This window comes from Cycloclasticus zancles 78-ME, from assembly GCF_000442595.1.
Classification (GTDB): domain Bacteria; phylum Pseudomonadota; class Gammaproteobacteria; order Methylococcales; family Cycloclasticaceae; genus Cycloclasticus; species Cycloclasticus pugetii.
In genome coordinates, this window is the sequence record NC_021917.1 from 33,125 (window position 1) to 54,139 (window position 21,015).

The 21,015-nt window shown below is 43.8% G+C and carries 22 protein-coding genes; 12 read left to right on the top strand and 10 right to left on the bottom strand.

Going from position 1 to position 21,015, the window contains the following annotated elements:
* Positions 1 to 3 precede the first annotated feature (3 nt).
* From secB to CYCME_RS00175, 3 genes are read right to left on the bottom strand one after another with little or no spacing between them, the layout of a single operon-like run.
* Positions 4 to 465 (bottom strand): protein-export chaperone SecB, encoded by a 462-nt coding sequence (gene secB / locus CYCME_RS00165; RefSeq protein ID WP_015004846.1) that lies wholly within the window; start codon positions 463 to 465, stop codon positions 4 to 6.
* Positions 466 to 486: 21 nt separating this feature from the next.
* Positions 487 to 912 carry a rhodanese-like domain-containing protein gene (locus CYCME_RS00170; RefSeq protein ID WP_015004847.1) on the bottom strand — a complete coding sequence of 142 codons (426 nt, stop codon included), beginning with the start codon at positions 910 to 912 and terminating at the stop codon, positions 487 to 489.
* A gap of 30 nt (positions 913 to 942) precedes the next feature.
* Positions 943 to 1,251, bottom strand: coding sequence for an ArsR/SmtB family transcription factor (locus tag CYCME_RS00175; RefSeq protein WP_016390261.1), 309 nt, complete (start codon positions 1,249 to 1,251; stop codon positions 943 to 945).
* 118 nt (positions 1,252 to 1,369) lie between these two features.
* On the opposite strand from CYCME_RS00175, the gene gpmI reads away from it, so the two are divergent.
* Genes gpmI through CYCME_RS00195 form a run of 4 tightly spaced genes read left to right on the top strand, consistent with a single transcriptional unit; the run spans position 1,370 to position 6,214 of the window.
* A complete protein-coding gene (gpmI, locus tag CYCME_RS00180) occupies positions 1,370 to 2,908 on the top strand; it encodes a 2,3-bisphosphoglycerate-independent phosphoglycerate mutase (RefSeq protein WP_223253248.1) in 1,539 nt (512 codons plus the stop codon).
* 23 nt (positions 2,909 to 2,931) lie between these two features.
* The gene (locus tag CYCME_RS00185) at positions 2,932 to 4,098 is read left to right on the top strand and encodes a murein hydrolase activator EnvC family protein (protein ID WP_020931764.1); all 1,167 of its coding nucleotides are present in this window, start codon (positions 2,932 to 2,934) and stop codon (positions 4,096 to 4,098) included.
* Positions 4,099 to 4,121: 23 nt separating this feature from the next.
* Complete coding sequence (locus tag CYCME_RS00190; protein WP_016390264.1) at positions 4,122 to 5,411, top strand: S41 family peptidase; 1,290 nt, start codon at positions 4,122 to 4,124, stop codon at positions 5,409 to 5,411.
* 20 nt (positions 5,412 to 5,431) lie between these two features.
* Positions 5,432 to 6,214 carry a divergent polysaccharide deacetylase family protein gene (locus CYCME_RS00195; RefSeq protein WP_016390265.1) on the top strand — a complete coding sequence of 261 codons (783 nt, stop codon included), beginning with the start codon at positions 5,432 to 5,434 and terminating at the stop codon, positions 6,212 to 6,214.
* Between the two features lie 78 nt (positions 6,215 to 6,292).
* On the opposite strand, the gene CYCME_RS00200 is transcribed toward CYCME_RS00195, so the two are convergent.
* From CYCME_RS00200 to CYCME_RS00210, 3 genes are all read right to left on the bottom strand, one after another.
* Entirely contained in the window at positions 6,293 to 7,783 is a 1,491-nt protein-coding gene (locus tag CYCME_RS00200) for a choice-of-anchor I family protein (RefSeq protein ID WP_016390266.1), read from the bottom strand.
* Between the two features lie 184 nt (positions 7,784 to 7,967).
* Complete coding sequence (locus CYCME_RS00205; RefSeq protein WP_015004854.1) at positions 7,968 to 8,420, bottom strand: DUF934 domain-containing protein; 453 nt, start codon at positions 8,418 to 8,420, stop codon at positions 7,968 to 7,970.
* Positions 8,407 to 10,050, bottom strand: coding sequence for a nitrite/sulfite reductase (locus tag CYCME_RS00210; RefSeq protein ID WP_020931765.1), 1,644 nt, complete (start codon positions 10,048 to 10,050; stop codon positions 8,407 to 8,409). The genes CYCME_RS00205 and CYCME_RS00210 overlap by 14 nt, the downstream gene beginning before the upstream one ends.
* Before the next feature lie 114 nt (positions 10,051 to 10,164).
* On the opposite strand from CYCME_RS00210, the gene metX reads away from it, so the two are divergent.
* Genes metX through CYCME_RS00225 form a run of 3 tightly spaced genes read left to right on the top strand, consistent with a single transcriptional unit; the run spans position 10,165 to position 12,345 of the window.
* Entirely contained in the window at positions 10,165 to 11,304 is a 1,140-nt protein-coding gene (gene metX, locus CYCME_RS00215; protein ID WP_020931766.1) for a homoserine O-succinyltransferase MetX, read from the top strand.
* Positions 11,301 to 11,915 (top strand): methionine biosynthesis protein MetW, encoded by a 615-nt coding sequence (metW, locus tag CYCME_RS00220; protein ID WP_015004857.1) that lies wholly within the window; start codon positions 11,301 to 11,303, stop codon positions 11,913 to 11,915. The genes metX and metW overlap by 4 nt, the downstream gene beginning before the upstream one ends.
* Positions 11,905 to 12,345: a DUF4426 domain-containing protein gene (locus CYCME_RS00225; protein ID WP_015004858.1), complete on the top strand. Its 441-nt coding sequence runs from the start codon at positions 11,905 to 11,907 to the stop codon at positions 12,343 to 12,345. The genes metW and CYCME_RS00225 overlap by 11 nt, the downstream gene beginning before the upstream one ends.
* Before the next feature lie 39 nt (positions 12,346 to 12,384).
* Here the strand turns inward: CYCME_RS00225 and CYCME_RS00230 are convergent, their stop codons facing one another.
* Both CYCME_RS00230 and CYCME_RS00235 read right to left on the bottom strand, forming a co-directional pair.
* Positions 12,385 to 13,932 carry an AmpG family muropeptide MFS transporter gene (locus tag CYCME_RS00230; RefSeq protein WP_020931767.1) on the bottom strand — a complete coding sequence of 516 codons (1,548 nt, stop codon included), beginning with the start codon at positions 13,930 to 13,932 and terminating at the stop codon, positions 12,385 to 12,387.
* Between the two features lie 2 nt (positions 13,933 to 13,934).
* A complete protein-coding gene (locus CYCME_RS00235) occupies positions 13,935 to 14,711 on the bottom strand; it encodes an exodeoxyribonuclease III (RefSeq protein WP_020931768.1) in 777 nt (258 codons plus the stop codon).
* Positions 14,712 to 14,859: 148 nt separating this feature from the next.
* Here CYCME_RS00235 and rpmE point away from each other — a divergent pair, with 148 nt between their 5' ends.
* Both rpmE and CYCME_RS00245 read left to right on the top strand, forming a co-directional pair.
* On the top strand, positions 14,860 to 15,066 hold the full coding sequence (rpmE, locus tag CYCME_RS00240) for a 50S ribosomal protein L31 (RefSeq protein WP_015004861.1): 207 nt from the start codon (positions 14,860 to 14,862) through the stop codon (positions 15,064 to 15,066).
* 81 nt (positions 15,067 to 15,147) lie between these two features.
* Positions 15,148 to 16,164 (top strand): M48 family metalloprotease, encoded by a 1,017-nt coding sequence (locus CYCME_RS00245; RefSeq protein ID WP_020931769.1) that lies wholly within the window; start codon positions 15,148 to 15,150, stop codon positions 16,162 to 16,164.
* A 42-nt stretch (positions 16,165 to 16,206) separates the two neighbouring features.
* On the opposite strand, the gene CYCME_RS00250 is transcribed toward CYCME_RS00245, so the two are convergent.
* Both CYCME_RS00250 and CYCME_RS00255 read right to left on the bottom strand, forming a co-directional pair.
* Positions 16,207 to 17,484, bottom strand: a complete 1,278-nt coding sequence (locus CYCME_RS00250; protein WP_000610830.1) for an ISL3 family transposase — start codon at positions 17,482 to 17,484, stop codon at positions 16,207 to 16,209.
* Between the two features lie 12 nt (positions 17,485 to 17,496).
* On the bottom strand, positions 17,497 to 18,531 hold the full coding sequence (locus CYCME_RS00255; RefSeq protein WP_000098298.1) for a permease: 1,035 nt from the start codon (positions 18,529 to 18,531) through the stop codon (positions 17,497 to 17,499).
* A 111-nt stretch (positions 18,532 to 18,642) separates the two neighbouring features.
* Between CYCME_RS00255 and CYCME_RS00260 the strand changes: the two genes are divergently transcribed.
* The 3 genes from CYCME_RS00260 (at position 18,643) to CYCME_RS00270 (ending at position 20,980) form a co-directional block, all read left to right on the top strand.
* The gene (locus CYCME_RS00260; protein ID WP_000349485.1) at positions 18,643 to 18,957 is read left to right on the top strand and encodes an ArsR/SmtB family transcription factor; all 315 of its coding nucleotides are present in this window, start codon (positions 18,643 to 18,645) and stop codon (positions 18,955 to 18,957) included.
* 251 nt (positions 18,958 to 19,208) lie between these two features.
* Positions 19,209 to 19,592: a hypothetical protein gene (locus CYCME_RS00265; protein ID WP_020931770.1), complete on the top strand. Its 384-nt coding sequence runs from the start codon at positions 19,209 to 19,211 to the stop codon at positions 19,590 to 19,592.
* A 95-nt stretch (positions 19,593 to 19,687) separates the two neighbouring features.
* Positions 19,688 to 20,980 (top strand): citrate synthase, encoded by a 1,293-nt coding sequence (locus CYCME_RS00270; protein ID WP_020931771.1) that lies wholly within the window; start codon positions 19,688 to 19,690, stop codon positions 20,978 to 20,980.
* Positions 20,981 to 21,015 lie beyond the last annotated feature (35 nt).

Genomic DNA, 21,015 nt, shown 5'->3' on the forward strand with positions numbered 1-21,015 from the left:
TAGTTAATTGGCTTTGGAGATATCGTTTTGTTGGCTATGCTGAGCGTATAAAGCATCAAAGTTAACAGGGTTTAGTAACATTGGAGGGAAGCCGCCTTTGGTGACAACCTCAGAAACCACTTCACGTAAATAGGGAAATAAAACACTTGGGCAAAAGCTACCTAAGAGTGGGCCTAACTCAGGCTCTGAGAAACCTTTAACACCGAAAATTCCTACCTGGGTCGCTTCAACTAAGTAGGCCACGCTGTCATTATTTTTTACGGTGACGGTAACAGTGATTGAGACTTCAAAAAGGTCTTGAGGTGCTTTTTTGGCATTACTGTTTAAGTTTATATCAACATTGGGTTCCCACTTTTCTGTAAAAACAGTGGGTGTGTTAGGCGATTCAAAAGATAGGTCTTTTACATATAGTTTTTGAATTGCAAATTGTTTGTCAGATGAAGCGGTTTGTTCGGTAGAGGCCATATGGATTCCAGATGAAAAGGGTTATTTTTTAACGAGTGGCATGCTGGCGGCTTCCCAAGCTTGGATCCCACCGCTTAAAGCATGCACATTAGTTCTGCCAAGCTTGCTGAGTGTTTTGCAAGCTTCGTCAGAACGTGTTCCTGACTTACAGTAAAGTATTAGCGGGCGTTCCTCGTATTTATTTAACGCATCAGCGTTATCTTTTATCTCAGAGATCGGCATCAATACGGCGCCTGAAATGTGACCACTTTTAAACTCGTCTTTAGTACGTGTATCAATAACGACAGCGTCTTCACGGTTAATCAGGTTGATCGCTTCAGATGGGGAAATGAGTTTATATTTGCGGGTAATGTCGCTAAAAAAAGACTGTAACAATAAAATAATAACAAACAGCAAGGCAATAAAAAGCAGGCTGTGATTGCTGATAAATTCCAAATAAATATCCATCTTAGGGTGAGCCTTAAAGTATTAGATTAATTAGCAGTAGATTTTTTTTAATAAATGTACGACATCTATAGAGGCCTTTTCAGCCACGCTATAGAGGACTTGAGTGGCATTTTTACGGTATTGTAAAACGCCATTATTTCGCATAATTGCAAGATGTTGTGAGACGTTGCTTTGGGTAGAGCCAACACTGTCTAATAGTTGTTGTACAGTTTTTTCGTCATGCCCTAGCTGACAAATGATTTTTAGCCTAATAGGGTGAGAGAGCACTTTAAGAAGATCAGCGGCTTTGTTTATTTCCTCATCACTTTCGATGAGTTTGTCCATAGCTAGGTTGCTCATAGGGCTTGTCTTTGCATATAGTTAAAGTATTAAAAGGGCATATATCGTAAAATGGATGACATATATTAACCCATTATAACAAGCAAACTGTGGAGATAGCATTTTGAAGCAACATTTAATTAAACGCCCTATTGTGTTAATGATTTTAGATGGCTTTGGTTACGCTGAGGCAGGAGAATCTAACGCCATTAATGCGGCGAACACGCCAACCTGGGACAGACTATGGGCAACCAAGCCTAAAGCTTTATTAGATTGTTCAGGCTCGGTAGTGGGGTTACCAGATAGGCAAATGGGTAATTCAGAGGTTGGGCATTTGCACTTGGGTGCAGGACGCTTATTGCCGCAAACGTTTACGCAATTAAATGATGATGTTCATTCGGGTGAATTTAAAAACAATCCAGTACTTTGTGATGTAGTAAAGGATGTGATTGAAGATGATAAGGCGCTACATGTTGTAGGCTTATTATCGCCTGGTGGTGTACATAGCCATGAAGATCACCTTAAAGCAATGATAGAAATGGCTGCTGAGAAAGGTGTTAAAAAGCTTTATTTGCATGCCATCTTAGATGGCAGGGACACACCGCCGAAAAGTGCTAAGGCGTCATTAGAAAAAATGGAGCTTCTATATAAACAGTTAGGTGTTGGCAAAACGGTGTCTTTAGTAGGTCGTTTTTATGCGATGGATAGAGATAATCGTTGGGATAGAGTCCAACTGGCGTATGACCTATTGAGCCAAGGGAAAGCAGAATACTCTGCTGAAGATGCAATTAGTGGATTAATGGCATCTTACGGACGCGAGCAAACAGATGAGTTCGTCTTGCCAACCAGCATACACCCTACCAGTAGCCAGGCTATTAAAATAGAAGATGGCGACAGCGTTGTTTTTATGAATTTTAGATCAGATAGAACACGTGAATTAACCAGGGCATTTACAGAAACTGGCTTCAATGAGTTTGAGCAAGCTGAGGCGCCGTTATTGAATAAATTTGTGTGTTTAACACAGTACCATGAGGATTTTGATTTGCCCGTTGCCTACCCTCCTATAGAGGTAAATAACGGCTTTGGAGAGGTGCTTGCCAGTAAAGGTCTAAAGCAATTGCGTATTGCTGAAACTGAAAAGTATGCGCATGTTACGTTCTTTTTTAATGGTGGTGATGACGCACCAAATGAGGGTGAGGATCGAGTTTTAATTCCATCGCCAAATGTTAAAACATATGATTTACAACCAGAGATGAGTGCGCCAGAACTCACAGATAAATTGGTTGAGGCTGTTTTATCAGAAAAATATGATGCCATTATTACCAATTATGCAAACTGCGATATGGTTGGCCATACAGGTAATTTTGATGCAGCGGTGAAAGCTGTTGAAACGATTGATGCCTGCATTGCAAGGTTGTTGGAAGCACTTGAAAAAGTAGGCGGTGAGGTTTTTATCACGGCGGATCATGGTAATGCCGAACAAATGACGGATCCAGATTCTGGTCAGACGCACACAGCGCATACCACCAACCCAGTGCCCTTTGTTTATGTTGGCCGTTCCGCACAGCTTGATAGCAGCGGTGATTTAGCAGATGTCGCGCCTACGATGTTGGCCGCTATGGGGCTTAGTCCATCAGCCGAGATGAGTGGGCATAGTTTGCTTCATTTAACCAGTTAAAGTAGTACCTCTAGCCAATAAGAATGTTAAAGCAACGACTTATTTTAACGACGCTTATATTAGTTTCTTTACTGGGTTCAGGGTCCTTATTTGCATCGTCTGAGAGTGAGAAAAAGAAACAACTGGCTTTGTTGCGCGAGCGGATGCAATTGGTGGAAAAAAACATCGCTTTAACGCAGCAATCAAAAACTAAAGAGGAAAAGGCGCTTAAACAACTGGATAAACGCTTGGCTGAGTCTTCAAAAAGGCTTCGTTTGCTGAATGAAAAGCTTGATGAAACAGACAAAAAAATTAAGCAATTGCGAGCCCAGCAAGCTAGGCTAAAAGAACAGACTAAGGTGCAAAAACAGTTATTGGCAGAGCAATTAAAGTCGGCGTATTTAATGGGTAAGCAACAGCGTGTGAAGATGTTACTTAATCAACAGCACCCAGATCGGATGAGTCGAGTAATACAGTACTATGACTATTTCAACCAAGCGAGATTGGACAATGTAACGGCACTGGACGCGGGTATTAAACAATTACTCGATGTTGAAGTGGCGCTAGATGATCAGTTGAGTGAGTTAGCCACCTTTATTGACGCAAAAAAAATGGAGAACGAGCAGTTAATGGCGGCTAAGAGTCAACGTAAAAAGGTGTTGGCTCAGTTAGGTAAAGAGATGAAATCAGCGGCCGATGAATTGGCTGAATTAAAAGAAAATGAAAAACGCTTAACAACGCTATTAGCTAGTATTCGCCAAGTCATTATTGATACGCCTGTGTTGGCCCAGCAAAATAAACCTTTTAAGAGCTTAAAAGGTCGATTGCCTTGGCCTATAAAAGGCTCGATACGTAAGCGATTTGGTAGTGCAAGACAATCTGGTCGCTATGACGGGGTTGTTATTGCTGCAAGCGAAGGCACCGCCATTAAGGCTATCTCGCATGGTAGAGTAGTGTATGCGGATTGGTTAAGAGGCTATGGTTTGTTGATTATCGTCGATCATGGTTCAAACTATATGAGTTTATATGCCTTCAATGAAGGGTTGTACAAAGAAGTGGGTGACTGGGTTGAAGCGGGTGAAATGATAGCAACGGTTGGAGTGAGTGGCGGACAACAAAAAGCCGGTCTATACTTCAGCATTAGAAAAAATGGAAAGCCGGTGAATCCTATTCAATGGTGTCGAGCGGTTAAAAAAGGTCGCGTTGGGTAATTTTGTAAGTTAATGGAGTTGATATGAATTTTTTACGTAAAACATTGCCAGTGTTAATGGTAGGTGCTGCACTGGGTATTATGTTGAGCATTGGCGGGACCGTGTTGGCTGAGAAAGAACGGGTTAACAGTTCGTTACCATTAGAGGATTTAAAGGCATTTTCAGAAGTATTTGGCCAAATTAAAGCGTCTTATGTTGAAGAGGTTAGTGATCACGACCTATTAGAGAATGCGATAAAAGGGATGTTAACGGGCTTGGACCCTCACTCAACCTATTTGGATAAAAAAGCCTTTAAAGATTTGCGTGAAGGAACACGTGGGGAATTTGGTGGTTTAGGCATCGAAGTAGGTATGGAAGATGGTTTCGTAAAAGTTATTACGCCAATTGATGATACGCCTGCTTTTAAAGCAGGGATAGAAGCCGGTGATTTGGTGATTCGTTTAGATGAAAAACCAGTAAAAGGCATGACCTTGTCAGATGCAGTAAAAATAATGCGCGGCAAACCAGGGACCGATATTCTGTTAACGATTATAAGAGAAGGTGAGCCGAAGCCACTTAAAATTAAGATCACCCGTGCAGTTATTAAAGTGGTTAGTGTGAAAAATCGTCTTTTAGAACCCGGCTATGGCTATGTAAGAATTGCCAGCTTCCAAACAAGGACTGGAGAAAACCTAAATGACGCGATTTCTGAGTTAAAAAAAGAATCTGAAGGTAATGAGCTAAAAGGTCTGGTATTGGATTTACGTAATAACCCTGGTGGTTTATTAAATGCGGCCGTGTCAGTGAGTGATGCTTTCTTAAGCGATGGTTTAATTGTTTACACAGAAGGCCGTATTGAGCATTCTAAAATGAGCTTTAAAGCAGGCCCCAATGATGTTTTAAAAGGTGCTCCAATTGTTGTGTTGATTAATGGTGGTTCTGCGTCGGCCTCAGAAATTGTTGCTGGTGCGTTACAAGACCATAAGCGTGCAGTGATTATGGGGCAGCAAAGTTTTGGTAAAGGTTCGGTGCAAACGATTTTAGAAAACAATAAAGGCGGAGCGATTAAATTAACCACGGCGCGCTACTTCACGCCATCAGGTCGCTCAATTCAAGCTGAAGGGATCACGCCTGACATTACTTTATCGGCAGTAAAGTTAGAACAATTAGAAGATGATTTTGTTGCTATTAAAGAAAAAGATTTAACAAAGCATTTAGTGAACCCCGAAGGCGAAGAAGAAAAGGAAGAAAAAGTAGTAGAGCAAGTGAGTACAGATTACCCCTTGCACGAAGCGCTTAATTTGCTTAAAGGCATCAATATTTTAAGAAAGTAAGCGATAGGCACGAGCGACCGGTGGAAAAGTTAATTATGGCTCGGACTTTTTTATTGATCGCTTGTGTTTTTTTGATAGGGCCTAGCCACGCCGAGGAAGTAAAACCAGAGGCGGTTATCAGTATTATTATTGACGATATTGGTTATCGTTTAGAAGAAGGCCGGCAGCTGATTAATCTATCGGCCAACTTAACGTATGCGGTTTTACCCAATGCACCAAAAGCCAGACAGTTGGCCAATCTTGCGCATCAGCATGGGCACGAAGTTATGCTGCATATGCCAATGCAGTCAACCCTTGGAGAAGCTGCCGAAGAGGGTGCCTTAGCCATTGATATGAAAGAAAAAGAGGTGGAGCAGGCCCTGTTGCAAGCGTTTAATAAAGTACCTCACGCAATCGGTATGAATAATCACCAAGGGAGTTTGCTAACACGGCATCCTGGCCATATGGAATGGGTGATGAAAACAATGCGGCAGGGAAATTATTTTTTTGTTGATAGTCGTACTGCTGGGCAGTCTATTGCCGCGCAAATTGCCGTTGAACAAGGTGTGCCCGTCCTTAGTCGTGATGTTTTTCTCGACCACACTATTGATGAAGAAAAGATTAAACAACAGTTTGATATATTGATTAAACAAGCTTTAGAAAACGGTTATGCCGTGGGCATTGGTCACCCATATCCAGAAACATTAAGTGTATTGCAAGAAATGTTACCCACATTAGCCTTACGGGGGGTGAAGCTTGAGCCTATTTCATATCAGCTTCGGAAAAGATCGGCACAAATGGTAGTGGGTAAGATCATTAACTAAATTGCACGCTGTTTCAGCAATGAACACAAAAAGTCCCTGCTGATAAAACCAGCAGGGACTTTTTAACAAAGCATTGTGTTAATCAATGCTTATTTCGTAAATACTAATCGTGTTACTAATCTCATTAGTAACAATTAGCCAACCATGAGACTCAGTTTTTTTAATAAAAATTAACCCTTCTGGTCCAATGTCACCTTGCTTCTCAATGTTGATATAACCGGCAGGCTTTGGTTTGCGCGGATTAGAGATGTCATATATAAAAATACCATTAGCTCTTTCTAAGCCAATAAAGGCATAAATTTTACCGCGTAGCTCACCGGTAGTAATAGATTCAGGTTCAGGCCCCTTGTCGTCACTACGTCCTTCTTCCCATGGTTCATTATCAACGTTGTTATCAGCATAGGTGGCTAAGAAGCGTTCAAAGTCAGACCCAGAGTCATAGATTCGAGACCCTTTTTCATCCCAGATAGAAAAAGAGCGTGCGCCATAAGAGTAAATCTTTTCATGTGCCCCATCATTGTTTATATCGCCATTGGCAGTGGTGGTTTTTAATCGCCCCAGGTTCTCTATTTGTTGAAGCTCTCTAGCATTTTCGAATGCGTCAGGGTTTAATATTAGGTCTTCAACACGCACTTCTTCGCTGTAACCGTCATAGTCTCTAGCATCGCCCTCATTGGCAGATAAAATGAAAGTTGAACCTTTATACTCGAAACTTGCAATAGCATCGGGTTGATACATGCCGTATGTTGGCCATGTTTGAATGTTTATTGCATTATCTTTGTTGCTGGCATCAAAGGCATTTTTATTTTGTTGATGTTTTTTGTAACCTAAGCCATAAATATCGGTGATAGTCGCTGACGCAATGTCTAGTTTTGCTAAAGCATTGTTTTCTTGCAGGCTAATCCAAGCCGTACTGGAGTCGGCTGAAACAGTAATATATTCAGGTTCTAGGTCTTGGGCAATTGACGCATCTGGGCCAAAAATACGCACGTTTTTTAATTTAGTACTGTTAAACGTATTAAAATCAGCCGTTGCAGGCATCCAAGTGTTTGTATTGATAACAGTTACCGTACCTTCAGGGTCATTTTTATACTCATCGTCAGGCTCTCCTTCGTTAGCAACAATTAAAAATTTACCGTTCGGGGTAAATGTCAGCATGTCGGGTAATGCGCCAGCTTTTATGATCCGCTGTAAATTTCCTTCAAGGTCATAGATAAGAACGTTGCCATCATCTTGTTTATTGACAGCCTCTACGGCTACAGCAACCCAATTCCCGTAGGTAGTAACACTGTTTGGGCCGCCACCAATCAAAGTCAGAGTGCTGTGCTCGGAGAGCCAGCCGTTACTATCTACATTAAGAATTTTGAGTTCATTCTCTTCGGCATTGGTGGTGTAAATCCTATTCGACACAGGACTAAAAGCTGAAATCTCGGTGCAACTTTCTTCGCCGCCACATTCCTCGGTATATTGACCTTTTTTAACGATATTAATATCAGCAAAAGAAAGTGTAGAGAATGATATGCCAAGCGTTAAGCTGACGCCGAGAGTGAGCTTTATTAGTGAATCCATTGGATGTCCTTATGCATTGAAACGGGACATCAAATGTACCAACAGGTTATGACGCTTGTGTGACGGTTAGGGGGTGTTTTAGTTACAGCCTGGCAAGGGAGCTAAGAAGCGAGCTAGTGGTGTAATATGTTTTTTTGCGTATCTTGTCGTTATTTTGATAAAAATAACGATAAGGGCAAGGCTGCTAGTTGGTAGCAGCCTGATAGAAAACGCTAAACTCATTTAATTTTTCTAAGGCAAGCGAACCAGCTTCTTTAGTTGAGAATTCAAGTGTATCGAATCCTACACGTGTTAAATAAAGAGCCTGATCGGGTAGGACATCACCAACGGCTCTGATTTCTTTGGTGTAATGGTGCTTTTCACGTAATATTTTCGCTAGTGAGTAACCACGACCGTCAACAAATGTTGGAAAGTGTATAGCGATAAGCTCAAAGTATTGTAAGTCATCTGCAAATTGTTCTGCACTTTCATCGCCTTGAACCCATAAGCCAAGATGTCCTTTGCTAGCGATTAAGGAATCTTTATTGGCATTCCAATAGGCAAGATCGATGATGTTATAGTCTGCTTGTAGAGCTTGCTCTTCGTCTAGCTTGGTCCAACGGTCTTGAACGATTTCGTTGTTTTTAATGAGCGTCATACACTTTATCCTTAAACGGTTGTAATCCGATGCGTTGCAGTGTGCTTGCAAAGTTTTCATCATCTATTCTGTTGGCTTTATAGACCTGAACAATGTCGTCAATAGCATCTACTACACCATCTTTGGCAATGGCTTTTCCAAGCCTGTCCCCTAATTTACTTTGATGGCTATCGGAACCACCTAGAGTTAATTGATACCATTGCTCGCCTTTTTTATCGACACCCAAAATACCAATTTCACCGATGCTATGGTGGCCACAGCCATTCATGCAACCAGACATTTTGAGGCTGATATTGCCAGCGTCAATGGCGCTGTCAGTAAAACGGTCAGTAATACCTTGTGCGATATCAATAGAGCTGGCATTTGCTAAGCTACAAAAATCGAGACCGGGGCAGCAAATCATATCGGTAATCGTGCCAATATTTGCTGTTGCAAGGTCATGCTCGGCTAATTGCTGCCAAAGGGCATATAAATCACAGGATTTTACATCGGTTAATGCAAGGTTTTGGTCGTGAGTGGTTCTGATCTGGCCAAAACTATATTGGTCAGCCAAGTCGGCGATGAGTTCCATTTGCTGTTTGGTTACATCGCCCGGCGGACGCTTTGGTGATTTAAGCGAAACAAAGGCAATACGGTAACCGGATTGTTTGTGCGCTTTAGTATTTTGTTGAAACCACTGACGAAAAGCACCGCTATTAGCCAAGTGTTGCTCTAAAGCCTCATCGTTAGCTGTTTCGTAATTTAGTGGTGTGAAGTAACGTTTTACACGTTGAATGTTATCGTCGGTTAGCGTTAATTGACTGTCTCGGATGGAAGCCCATTCTGCTTCGACCTGTTCTTTAAAAGTATCTAAGCCTGTTTCGCGAACGAGTATTTTAATACGGGCTTTGTATTTATTATCTCTGCGGCCAAAGCGGTTATAAACGCGAAGAATCGCTTCAAGGTAGGACAAGAGGTCTTTTTCAGCAATAAAGTTGTTAATTGTTTGACCAATAACGGGGGTGCGCCCAAGTCCTCCACCAACTAAGACTTCAAAACCGATGTTGCCATCAGCATCTTTTTTAAGATGTAGACCAATATCGTGTACTTGCGTAGCGGCACGATCTTTTGGTGAACCGCTTACGGCAATTTTAAATTTGCGTGGCAGGTATGAAAACTCTGGGTGTAAAGTTGACCATTGACGAATTATTTCGCAATAGGGTCTTGGGTCTTCAATTTCATCTGCACAAACGCCGGCTAGTGGGTCTGCCGTCGTGTTTCGGATGCAATTGCCACTACTTTGAATAGAGTGCATTTGCACGCTTGCTAAGTCAGCAAGAATATCGGGCACCCGTTTTAGCTCTGGCCAATTAAACTGAATGTTTTGGCGAGTCGTAAAGTGTCCGTAGTCTTTGTCATACTTATGAGAAACGTGGGCAAGCATGCGAAGCTGTTTACTTGATAATAAGCCGTACGGTATATTGATGCGCAACATTGGCGCATGTGTTTGAATGTATAAACCATTCATAAGGCGTAAGGGGCGAAATTGTTCTTCCGTTAGATCGCCATTTAAGAACCGCTTTGTTTGATCGCGAAATTGTTCAACGCGTTCGTTGACAAGAGTTTGATCAAATTCGTTATACAGGTACATGTTATTATCGTCGCTTAAGGCGCAGTAAATTCATACTAGGCCGGTGAATATAAAGGGTTTTTGATATAATTAAAAATAATATTAACTGATATTATTATAACTTAAAAGAATAAATTGTCTAATATTAAAACAAATTCAGTGGGTATTGTTGAGCCACAAACCCTTCACTTTGACGAGCCGTTATCGTTGGAGAGTGGTAGGCTCATTGAGCAATACGATATTGTTTATGAAACCTATGGCAGGTTAAATTCGGCAGTAGATAATGCGGTTCTAATTTGCCATGCCTTATCGGCAGATCATCATGCCGCTGGGTATCATCATGAAGGCGACTCAAAGCCAGGCTGGTGGGATATATGCATAGGGCCGGGAAAAGCAATTGATACGAACCGGTTTTTTGTGGTCTCGCCCTGTAATTTGGGCCACTGCAGTGGTTCAACAGGGCCGCGAAGTATTGACCCGAAAACCTCGCAAGCTTACGGTCAAGACTTTCCAATAGTGACCGTTGTTGATTGGGTTAACTATCAAAAAAGACTGGCAGATAAGCTCGGTATCAGTCAATGGGCCGCTGTAGCGGGCGGCAGTTTAGGAGGTATGCAGGCGTTGCAATGGGCGATTCAATTTCCAGATATGATACGCCATGCCATCGTCATTGCGTCTGCCCCTAAATTATCAGCACAAAATATCGCCTTCAATGCGGTCGCGAGACAGGCTATTATGAGTGACGCTGATTTTCACGGCGGTCGTTATTATGATCATAATACGGTGCCGGCTAATGGTTTAAAGGTCGCAAGAATGTTGGGGCATATAACCTATTTATCTGATGATGCAATGGGTGATAAATTTGGTCGAGAACTAAAAAACGATCAACTTAAATATGATTACGGTGTTGAGTTTCAAGTAGAAAGCTATTTGCGATATCAAGGAGAATCTTTTGCTAACCGTTTCGACGCGAACACTTATTTATTAATGACCAAGGCGTTAGATTATTTTGACCCTGCTGAAAAAGAGGGGGGCGATTTATCTGCTGTATTTGAGAAAGTTCAAGCAAAATTCTTTTTAGCCTCGTTTACTACAGATTGGCGTTTTTCACCTGCTCGTTCCAAAGAGATTGTCAGTGCATTAACCGAGGCGGGTCGAGATGTTAGCTACTTAGAGTTTGAGTCGAATTATGGGCATGATGCATTTTTAGTGCACAATGACGACTATCTCGATGCATTTGGTGCCTATATGCGAAATATTGAGGTGTCGCCGTGAGTGAACTTAGGCCCGAACTAGAAAAAATTTGCGATTGGGTAGAGCCGGGCTCTAGGGTGCTAGATTTAGGTTGTGGTGATGGTGCGTTACTCGATTGGTTGCAAAGAAATCGGCAGGTGACGGGCTATGGGGTAGAAATAGACCAACAGAATGTCTTGAGTTGTTTAAAAAAGAACGTCAATATTATTCAGACAGACTTGGATGCAGGTTTAACTGATTTTGCTGATGGATCATTTGATTACGTGATTATGACCCAAGCATTACAGGCGCTGCATCGACCAGATAAAACACTGGAGGAAATGCTGCGGGTAGGACGAAAAAGTATAGTGACGTTCCCAAACTTTGGTTTATGGCGCTGTCGCCTTTACCTTTCGCTGAAAGGGCGGATGCCCGTTTCTAAGGCTTTACCGGCTGAATGGTACGATACAAAAAACATACATTTATGTACAGTGAGTGATTTTGAACAGTTTTGTCATCAACGTTCAATGGTGATTTCTAAAAAAGGGATCATGGATTATGATCATCGACCAAGTACATTAATGAAGCTATGGCCTAATTTATTTGGCGAAGTGGCACTCTATCAACTTGATGGAAAAAAAGATGCGATTTAAAAAATACTTTTTATTACTTTTATTGTTATGCCCAACATTGAGTACAGCAGAAAATGCTTACGATTTTGGTGATTATATTGTGTATTACAACGCGTTTACTGCTGATACCTTGCCGCCACAAATGGCTACGGCTTATGGCATTTTGCGGAGCCGTTATAAAGGGGTGTTAAACCTGTCGGTTCAAAAGAAGCCCCACCCGGGCCAGTTGCCTCAAACAGTTAATGCAGACGTTAAAGTAATGGCCGTTAATCGTGCGGGTCAGTTAAAGACTCTTGAATCAAGAAGAGTAGCGGAAGGAAAGGCTATTTATTATTTGAGTGAGTTTAGAGTGTCGAACAAAGAAGTGGTGACATTTAATATCAGCCTAAAACCAAAAGGTGTAATAAAACCGCTGGAATTGAGTTTTAAACAACAGTTTTATGTTGATTAGCCAGCTATTCATCAAGGTGCCGTAGTTTTTTACGTCCCTTTAAACGTTTAGTTTAATGTGTTTATTAATCCAACTGATCAGCACAAGGACAGGGACCCCCATTAACGCGGTGATTAGGAAAAATTGTTCATAGCCAAATAATTCAACCATCGAACCAGAGTAGCCACCTAATATTTTGGGGAGCAAGGTCATCAAAGAACTAAAAATGGCGTACTGTACGGCGGTGAATGAAACATTGGTGAGGCTCGATAAAAAAGCAATGAAGGCAGCGCTAGCAAGACCAGCAGACAAATTATCAGCAGAAATCACAAGGTAAAGCATAGGCATATTGTGACCTATTTGTGCTAACAGCATAAAGAGCAAGTTAGTCAGTGCAGATAGTAAGGCGCCGATAAACAAAATTCGTATCACGCCGAAACGTAAAACAAGTAAGCCGCCAATAAAACCACCCAGAAGAGTCATCAGTAGTCCGAATGTTTTTACCACGCTCGCGATCTCGGGCTTACTGAAGCCAAGGTCTTGATAAAAGATGTTTGAAATGACGCCTAGAACAATATCAGATATTCGATACAAGCCAACCAAAGCCAGTAGCAGCCAAGCAACTGAATAACCATAACGTGAGAAAAAGTCTTTAACGGGTTCTATGTAAGTTTTGGTGACCAGTGTATAAGAAATAAGCCCACTTGATATCAGCAGGCGGGTGACAAGGCTTGCACCTGCCAGTGCCAGTCCAAGGCGGAAGAATTCGACTAAAACACTGGCTAGGGGTCTGTTTGAGAAAAGCGTGGTGAGCTCTGCTTTGAGTTGGTTTGCCGTATCGGCGCTAAAAAAATAAACAGCAATAAAACCCGTAACAGCCAAGGTGAAAAGCGTTAATAGCTGGACATGCTCACGGGTGTCGTGGAAAAAATTGGAGTGAATTTTTTGACGGGGCTCAGATATCAAAAGTGTTGTGATAACGCCAATCAACATGATGCTGGCCATACATAGGTAGGCCCACTGCCATGCACTATAGCTGTAGCTGTCTATACTGGACCCTAAGTGGTTGGCTAGCAATAACGCGCCAGCACCAGAAACAATCATGCCAATCCGATAGCCGGCAATGTAGCTAGATGACATCAGCGCCTGTAGGCTGCTCTCGGCTGATTCAATGCGATAAGCATCAATAACAATATCTTGCGTCGCTGAAGAGAAACCGAGCAAAATAGCGGCAAAAGCCATGAGAACTAGGTCATCTTGGTGCGGATCTATGAACGCCATCAAGCAAATCGAGATGATAATCATCAGCTGTGAGAATAAAATCCAGCTTCGTCGATAGCCGAGCCAAGTGGTTAAAAAAGGCAGTGGTAATTTATCAACCAAGGGTGCCCAAACAAACTTAAAAGAATAGCCCAAAGCAGCCCAACTAAAATAAGTAACAGTAGCACGCTCAATGCCAGCTTCGCGCAGCCATAAGCCTAATGAAGAAAAAATTAATAGGAGTGGAATGCCTGCAGACAGGCCTAAAAATAGCATCGCTATGACGGGTGGTTGGCAGAAGGCACGAATAGAGCCTAGCCAACTTCCTTGGGCGATAGAGATCGGCATAATTAGGCTGTAGGGATGTCGTAATCAACAATCAAGGGGGCATGGTCAGAAAACCGCTCATCTTTATAGATGGATGCATTGGCAACCGTATTTTTTAAGTTTTCTGAAATAACTTGGTAATCTATCCGCCAGCCAGTGTTATTGGCCCACGCCTGTCCTCGGTTGGACCACCATGTATATTGTTCAGCTTCTTGGTTCACAAGGCGAAAGGCATCACCCCAGCCTTCTTTGCCAAATAGATCGTCTAGCCAGGCGCGCTCTTCGGGTAAAAAACCAGAGTTTTTTTGATTTCCGCGCCAGTTCTTAATGTCTATTTTTTTATGTGCAATATTCCAGTCCCCACAAATAATATGTTGTTTGCCATCTTTTTGTTTTTCTTGTAGCACGGGCATTAATCGATCCATTAAGTCGTACTTAAAGGCTTGGCGGGATTCTTTTGAGGACCCCGATGGCATGTAAATAGATGATACCCTTAGGTTGCCAAAGGCGGCTTCAATAAAGCGACCCTCGGCATCAAAGTCTTCCCAACCAATACCTTTAGTTACATTGTCAGGCTTTTGCTTGGAAAAAATGGCGACGCCGCTGTAACCTTTCTTTTCGGCAGGATGGTAGAAACAATGGTAATTAGCGGGCCAGAAGGTATCGGCAGTTAGTTGATCTTCTTGGGCCTTTATTTCTTGTAAGCACAGTACATCAGCATCGAGTTGTTGTACCCAGTTAAAAAAGCCTTTTCTTTCGCCAGCGCGAATGCCGTTAATATTGATTGAAACAATTTTCATGAGGGGTTTTCTGAACAATTAATAAAATTAGACATCATACCGAACAAAGGTAACAATGAAAGGACTTGCTAAAGGCTAACATTTTTCGTATGATGCGCGACCAAGCTTAAGGACAGTACTGTCCTGCCACAGATTTTTAGAGAATACTATGAAACCAGATACACACCCAGAATATAACGAAGTAGCCGTTACTTGTAGTTGCGGGAATGCTTTTAAAACTAGTTCAACACTCAGTAAGTCTGAACTGCATATTGAATCTTGTTCAGAGTGTCATCCATTTTATACCGGTAAACAGCGTATTGTTGATACGGCTGGCCGTGTTGATAAGTTTAATAAACGTTATCAGCGTGGATAAGTTGACGCTAAAGCGTATAGTTGAAAAAAATGCTACCTTATAGGTAGCATTTTTTTTGCTTAAGTGTTTTAGGGAGGAGGCATGGTAAGTCGTTATAGTATTGTCATAATCGTATTACTCTGTGTTGGCTGCTCGGTTAACCCAGTAACCGGAGAGCGTGACTTTGTTTTAATGTCAGAGCAAGAAGAGCTGGCCTTAGGTCGGCAGCATAGTCAGCAAGTAATGAAGGCATATCGTCGCTATGATGACCCAGAGCTTCAGCAGTATGTGCAATCGGTGGGTGATCGGGTTGCACGTGTTAGCCATCGACAAAACTTAATTTACCGATTTACCTTATTAGATAGCACTCAAGTCAACGCTTTTGCATTACCCGGCGGCTATATTTATATTACTCGAGGTTTATTGGTGTACCTTAATAGTGAGGCTGAGTTGGCTGCCGTGTTGGGTCATGAATTAGGTCATGTCACAGCGAGACACTCTGTTCGTCAGCATAGCCTAGCAACGACAACAAATATCATTGGAAGCCTTATTGCGGCTGCATCTGGGGTGCAGGGGGCTGGACAATTAACGAATATGTTAGGCACGGGCATAGTCAGAGGTTATGGGCGTGAACACGAGTTAGAAGCGGACGGTTTAGGGGTTCAGTACCTGATTAATGCGGGGTATCGTGCCTCTGCCATGCGACAAGTCATCTCAACGTTAAAGAATCAAGAGTTGTTCGATAAAAAACTAGCTATTGAGCAAGGCCGTGAGCCACGAGCTTATCACGGTGTGTTTTCAACCCACCCCGATAATGATACCCGTTTGCAACAAGTGTTAAGTGGAGCAGGGGCTTCATCAGTTGTTTCAGGAACGACTGGTCAAGACACTACGTTTTTAAAAAAAATAGAGAGCTTAACATTTGGCGACAGCGAGAAAGATGGAATCATTCGTGGGCGTCACTTTTATCACCCTGAGATGAATTTTAAACTGACGTTTCCTAGTCAGTGGCTTATTTTGAACAAGCCGAACGCAATTGCTGCATCAACCCCTAACAACGATGCGTTGATGCAATTAACGTTAGAAGATTTAAATAAAAAAATGGGTATACGGATTTAATGGTTGATGGGGCACCTTTACCCCACCAACCTGATACCATTATCAGATGGTTGATAGATCGACTCCGTAGTTGAGTTCCTCTGCGAAGTCCGGCAGTCCGTAACCGATGGTTTTCTTGTAGAAAGGAGAGACCTTCGCAGTCGGTGCCTTCTTCTTGTGCTTCGTGGTGTAGAGCATTCGTGCCCGCATCACCTCGAAGGAGTAACCGCGCCCTTCACGGTTCTTGTCCTTGGCCAGTCGGTTGATGGACTCCGTGTAAGCGTTGGTGACGGGCATGTCCGTCTCGAAGTAGGTCATGGTCTCTTCGCGCCAGTTTCCCACTGCCCTGACCAGATCGCTCCAGACTTCCTTTTGGCCCTTCGGGATGGTGGCTATCCACTCGTCCAGGGCGGCTTCTGCCTGGAGCCGTGTGGTGGCGTCCCAGATGCCGTAGAAGCGCTCCTTGTGCTCGTAGGCGGCCAGCAGTTGCGGGAACGCGCCTGTCCAGGTCTCCATGATGAGGCGCTCCCGGTCTGAGACTTCGTGAGCGCGTTTCAGCAGGATTTTCCGGTCTCCCTTGAGAGTCCGGCTCTGGGACGGTTTCAGCTCCTTTCTGAGGCCCTTGCGCACTCTCTCTAGGGCATCGTTGGCCATGCGCACCACATGGAACTTATCGACCACGATACGGGCCTGGGGCAGCACAGCCTTGACCGCTGCCCGGTAGGGGTTCCACATGTCCATGCTGACGATCTCGACCTTCTGCCGGTCTTTCAGCTTCATCAGGTAGTTGGTCACCACGTCCTGGCGGCGGGTGGCCAGCAGGTCGAGCAGGGTTCGCTCCTCAATGTTGGTCAGAATGCAGCGGTAGCGCTTGTTCAGGTATAGCTCGTCAATGCCCAGGATGCGGGGCGTCTCGAAGCGGTGCCAGCGCCCCAGGAACTCGGCGCGGGCGTTGAAGATGTCGCGCACCGTCTTCTCGTCCAGGCCGGTCTGTGCCGCCACAAAGGTGTAGGGGTGGTTGAAGGATTCCTTCTCCACGTACTCATGCAGCCGCAGTGTCATACGGAATCCGTCCACCATCTCCGGTAGCTGGGGCCTGAATGTTGTCTTGCAGGCCCGGCAGGTGTATCGGCGGCGGACCACCCAGAGAGTGACCCGCTTGCCGTGGATGGGCAGATCACGATAGGGAACGTCACGCTTGCCGAACCGCACGAACTCACCCTGCACGCCGCACCCCTCGCAGGCTACTGGTGTAGGTGCTTCAAGCCGAAAATGTATGTCTTCATTCTGCTCATCAGAATCCACCAACTGGTACCCAGGAAGGCTTAACGAATTAATCATCTCCCGCCTTGATCAGAAAAACAGGTAGGTGGCGTAACCGGCAATCATCGCCATAGCAAAAATGACTGCTAAAAACGCCGCTAAAAGCTTCAGCGTGAACAAAGAGCGCAACAGAATGAGCTCAGTCAGGCTGGCTCCGGCACTGCCGATGATCAACGCTAGCACCGTCCCGGCACCCACGCCTTTGGCCATCAGAGCCGCTGCCAGAGGTATGACGGCTTCAGCGCGAATATACAACGGCACGCCGATGACAGCGGCAACTGGAATGGCAAAGGGATTATCTGGGCCTGCATACTGCTCCAATAAGTCAGTGGGCATGAAACCATAGATCACGCTGCCAATCGCAATACCGATGAGCAGGTAAGGCAACACATCGATAAAGTCCGACCAAGCTTCCCGCCACACACCACTGTACTTCCCTTCTTTCTTAACCGTGACAGTGGGTTGACTGTCACAGCATTCGCTAGACGTAGAGACTGTTGTCTTCCTATCAGCCCCGCAAGAAGCCGTCTTCGGAGTGGTGTCGCAGCTGTTGGTGCCGCAACTCGATGCGGTCGATGTAGCACTGCACGGGCTTGCTGATGAACTACATCCACTGCTCTCTTGTGTCGCCGTCCGGCGCACATAACGCTCGAAGCCAAGCGTGTGAAGCAGCCATCCGGCACCTACCGCGACCACCAAAGCGGCGAGCACATAGATAGCAGTAAGTGTCCATCCAAACGTGGCAACCAGCAGGCCGACGACGATAGGATTCAGCAACGGAGATGAGAAAAGAAACACCATCATCGGCCCAAAACCGGCCCGTGCCCGAATCAACCCTTTCAACATGGGGATAGTCGAGCAACTACAGAAGGGCGTTATAGCTCCTAAACCAGCAGCAAGAAAATAGCCTCGCTTCCCACTGGAAGTCAGTAACGCTTCCACCTTGGATGGTGGGATGTGACGTTGAAGAACTCCGACCAGCAAGCTAATGCCAATGAATAAAACCGATAGCTCGATAGCGAGAAAGGCGAACATGCCTAGAGCGTCTTGGAGTTGAGATGACATTCAATATTACTCCTATATTTCTAGTATTGTCGAAATGATGTACGCAGCCTACTTGCGTTTATCCGACCTGTCAACTATAATTCTAGAAACATCGAATTATTGGGGCGTGCTATGGATCACGAAAAGGTTGCAGCCAGCTTAGCTGAGCTAGGGAATAGTCACCGACTGTCCGTGTTCCGCTTTCTGGTCAAAGCTGGCCATGATGGGGCTTCGGTCGGAGATATCCAGAAGGGGCTGGGTATTCCTGCTTCGACGCTATCACATCACCTTGCGCGCATGGCCAAGGTAGGGCTGATCCGGCAGGAGAAACATAGCCGCACGATTGTCTGTATACCCGAGTATGGGCACCTAGAGAATTTGATCGGTTTCTTACAAGAGGAATGTTGTGCAGGTGTCCGGATTGCGCATGAACCAGAACCGCTTTGACGCTTGCCCAGCTCTCGCTGTCCTCCCTAGTCAGCATCGCTATGAAGACTCAGGCGAAGGTGGAAACAGAAAATTGGCAGTAGAGTAGGCTGAAGAGGATCAATCAGATAATCCGCTGAGAAAGATTTTCTTCTTTACATCTTTGGCATTTTATCAACCAGAAATTCCGGATACCCAAAAAAATAACCCCTAAGGAGTTTCTAAGAACTCGCTTAGGAATAACAAAAACACTCAGTGAAAAGCCTTTTTCAGTGGGTCAGTTAGCTGGCTATCAGGCGATAGTTAACGGTAAAACACCATATGGGCAAGGCAAGGTTCGAATAGCCGTGGTATTTGATGGCTTAAGGGCGTTTGTCTTTTTTGCGACAACAAAACGAGCTGATAGATTTGTAGAGGTTGATAAGCAAGTGCTTACGAGCATTAAAAGCTTTTCAAGGTTGAATGCTAAAGATAGAAAAGTCGCAAAAGAGTTAAAGGTGGTGTTAGTGAAGGTTGGCCAACATAATAAAAGTATAAAGCTGCTGGCTAAAAACTCGCCGATCACTCACCATGTAGAAGACCAACTGAGGCTTTTGAATGATCTTTTTCCGAATCGTGAGCCCAAACTAGGTGACCTGATTAAGATAGTTCGTTAAAATCATGAGTAAGTTTTCAAATTATTTTTAATGAGTGCATGTTTTTATTGCGCGTAAGTAGTGAGATAGCACTATTTATAGATAGGGAGTTATAGATGTCGTCAAAAAATTTAACGCTAACAGATAATACAACTGGGAAAAGTGTAGAGCTGCCATTACTTGAGGGTACGCTTGGTAATTCAACCATTGATGTTAAAGGGATACCGGGTGAACTAGGGTACTTCACACACGATCCTAGTTTTGGAACAACGGCAAGTTGTGAAAGTGAAATTACGTTTATTGATGGCGATAAAGGCGTGTTGTTGCATCGCGGCTACCCCATTGAGCAGTTGGCTGAAAATAGTAACTATATCGAGACAGCGTATTTGTTAATTCATGGTGAATTGCCAAATGCGGAAGAGTTTGCAACTTTCAGTAATATTATTCGCCGTCATACGATGATTAACGAGTCGTTGAAAAAGTTCTTTGATGGTTTTCGTCATGATGCTCATCCTATGTCCATGATGATGGGTGTGGTAGGGTCGTTAGCGGCTTTTTATCATGATGGTTTAAACATGAATGATGAAGAGCACTTGATGGTTTCGGCGCACAGGTTGATTTCTAAATTACCTACGATTGCTGCGGCTTGTTATAAGCACTCAATCGGTGAGCCAATTGTCTACCCGCGTAATGATTTAGATTATTGTGAAAACTTACTGTACATGATGTTTTCAGTACCTTGTGAGGATTATGTCGTTAGCCCGATTGCAGCAAAAGCCCTGAATCTATTGTTTATTTTGCATGCTGACCATGAGCAAAATGCGAGTACTTCAACAGTTAGGTTGGTAGGCAGTACAGGTGCAAACCCATTTGCTTGTATTTCAGCGGGTATTGCAGCGTTATGGGGGCCTGCCCATGGTGGTGCTAATGAAGGGGTGCTGACAATGCTGGACGAAATTGGCAGTGTGGAAAATATTCCTAAATTCTTAGAAAAAGCCAAAGATAAGAATGACCCATTTAAACTCATGGGTTTTGGGCATCGTGTATATAAGAATTTTGATCCTAGAGCAACGATTATTAGAAAGGTATGCTACGAGGTGCTTGAAGAGACGGGCACGCAAGATCCGATGTTTGAATTAGCAATGAAGCTTGAAGAAATTGCATTGAAAGATGAGTATTTTGTTGAGCGTAAGTTGTATCCAAATGTTGATTTTTATTCGGGTGTTATTTATAAGGCACTTGGTATTCCTGTCAGTATGTTCACGGTGATGTTTGCACTTGCTAGAACATCTGGTTGGGTGTCACATTGGTTAGAAATGATGGCTGATCCAAACGGTAGAATTGGTCGTCCACGTCAGCTATACAAAGGTTCTCCAAAACGTGATTATGTGTCACTGGACGAACGTTAATAGCCGTAACGTTTAATAATTGCTACAAAAAACGC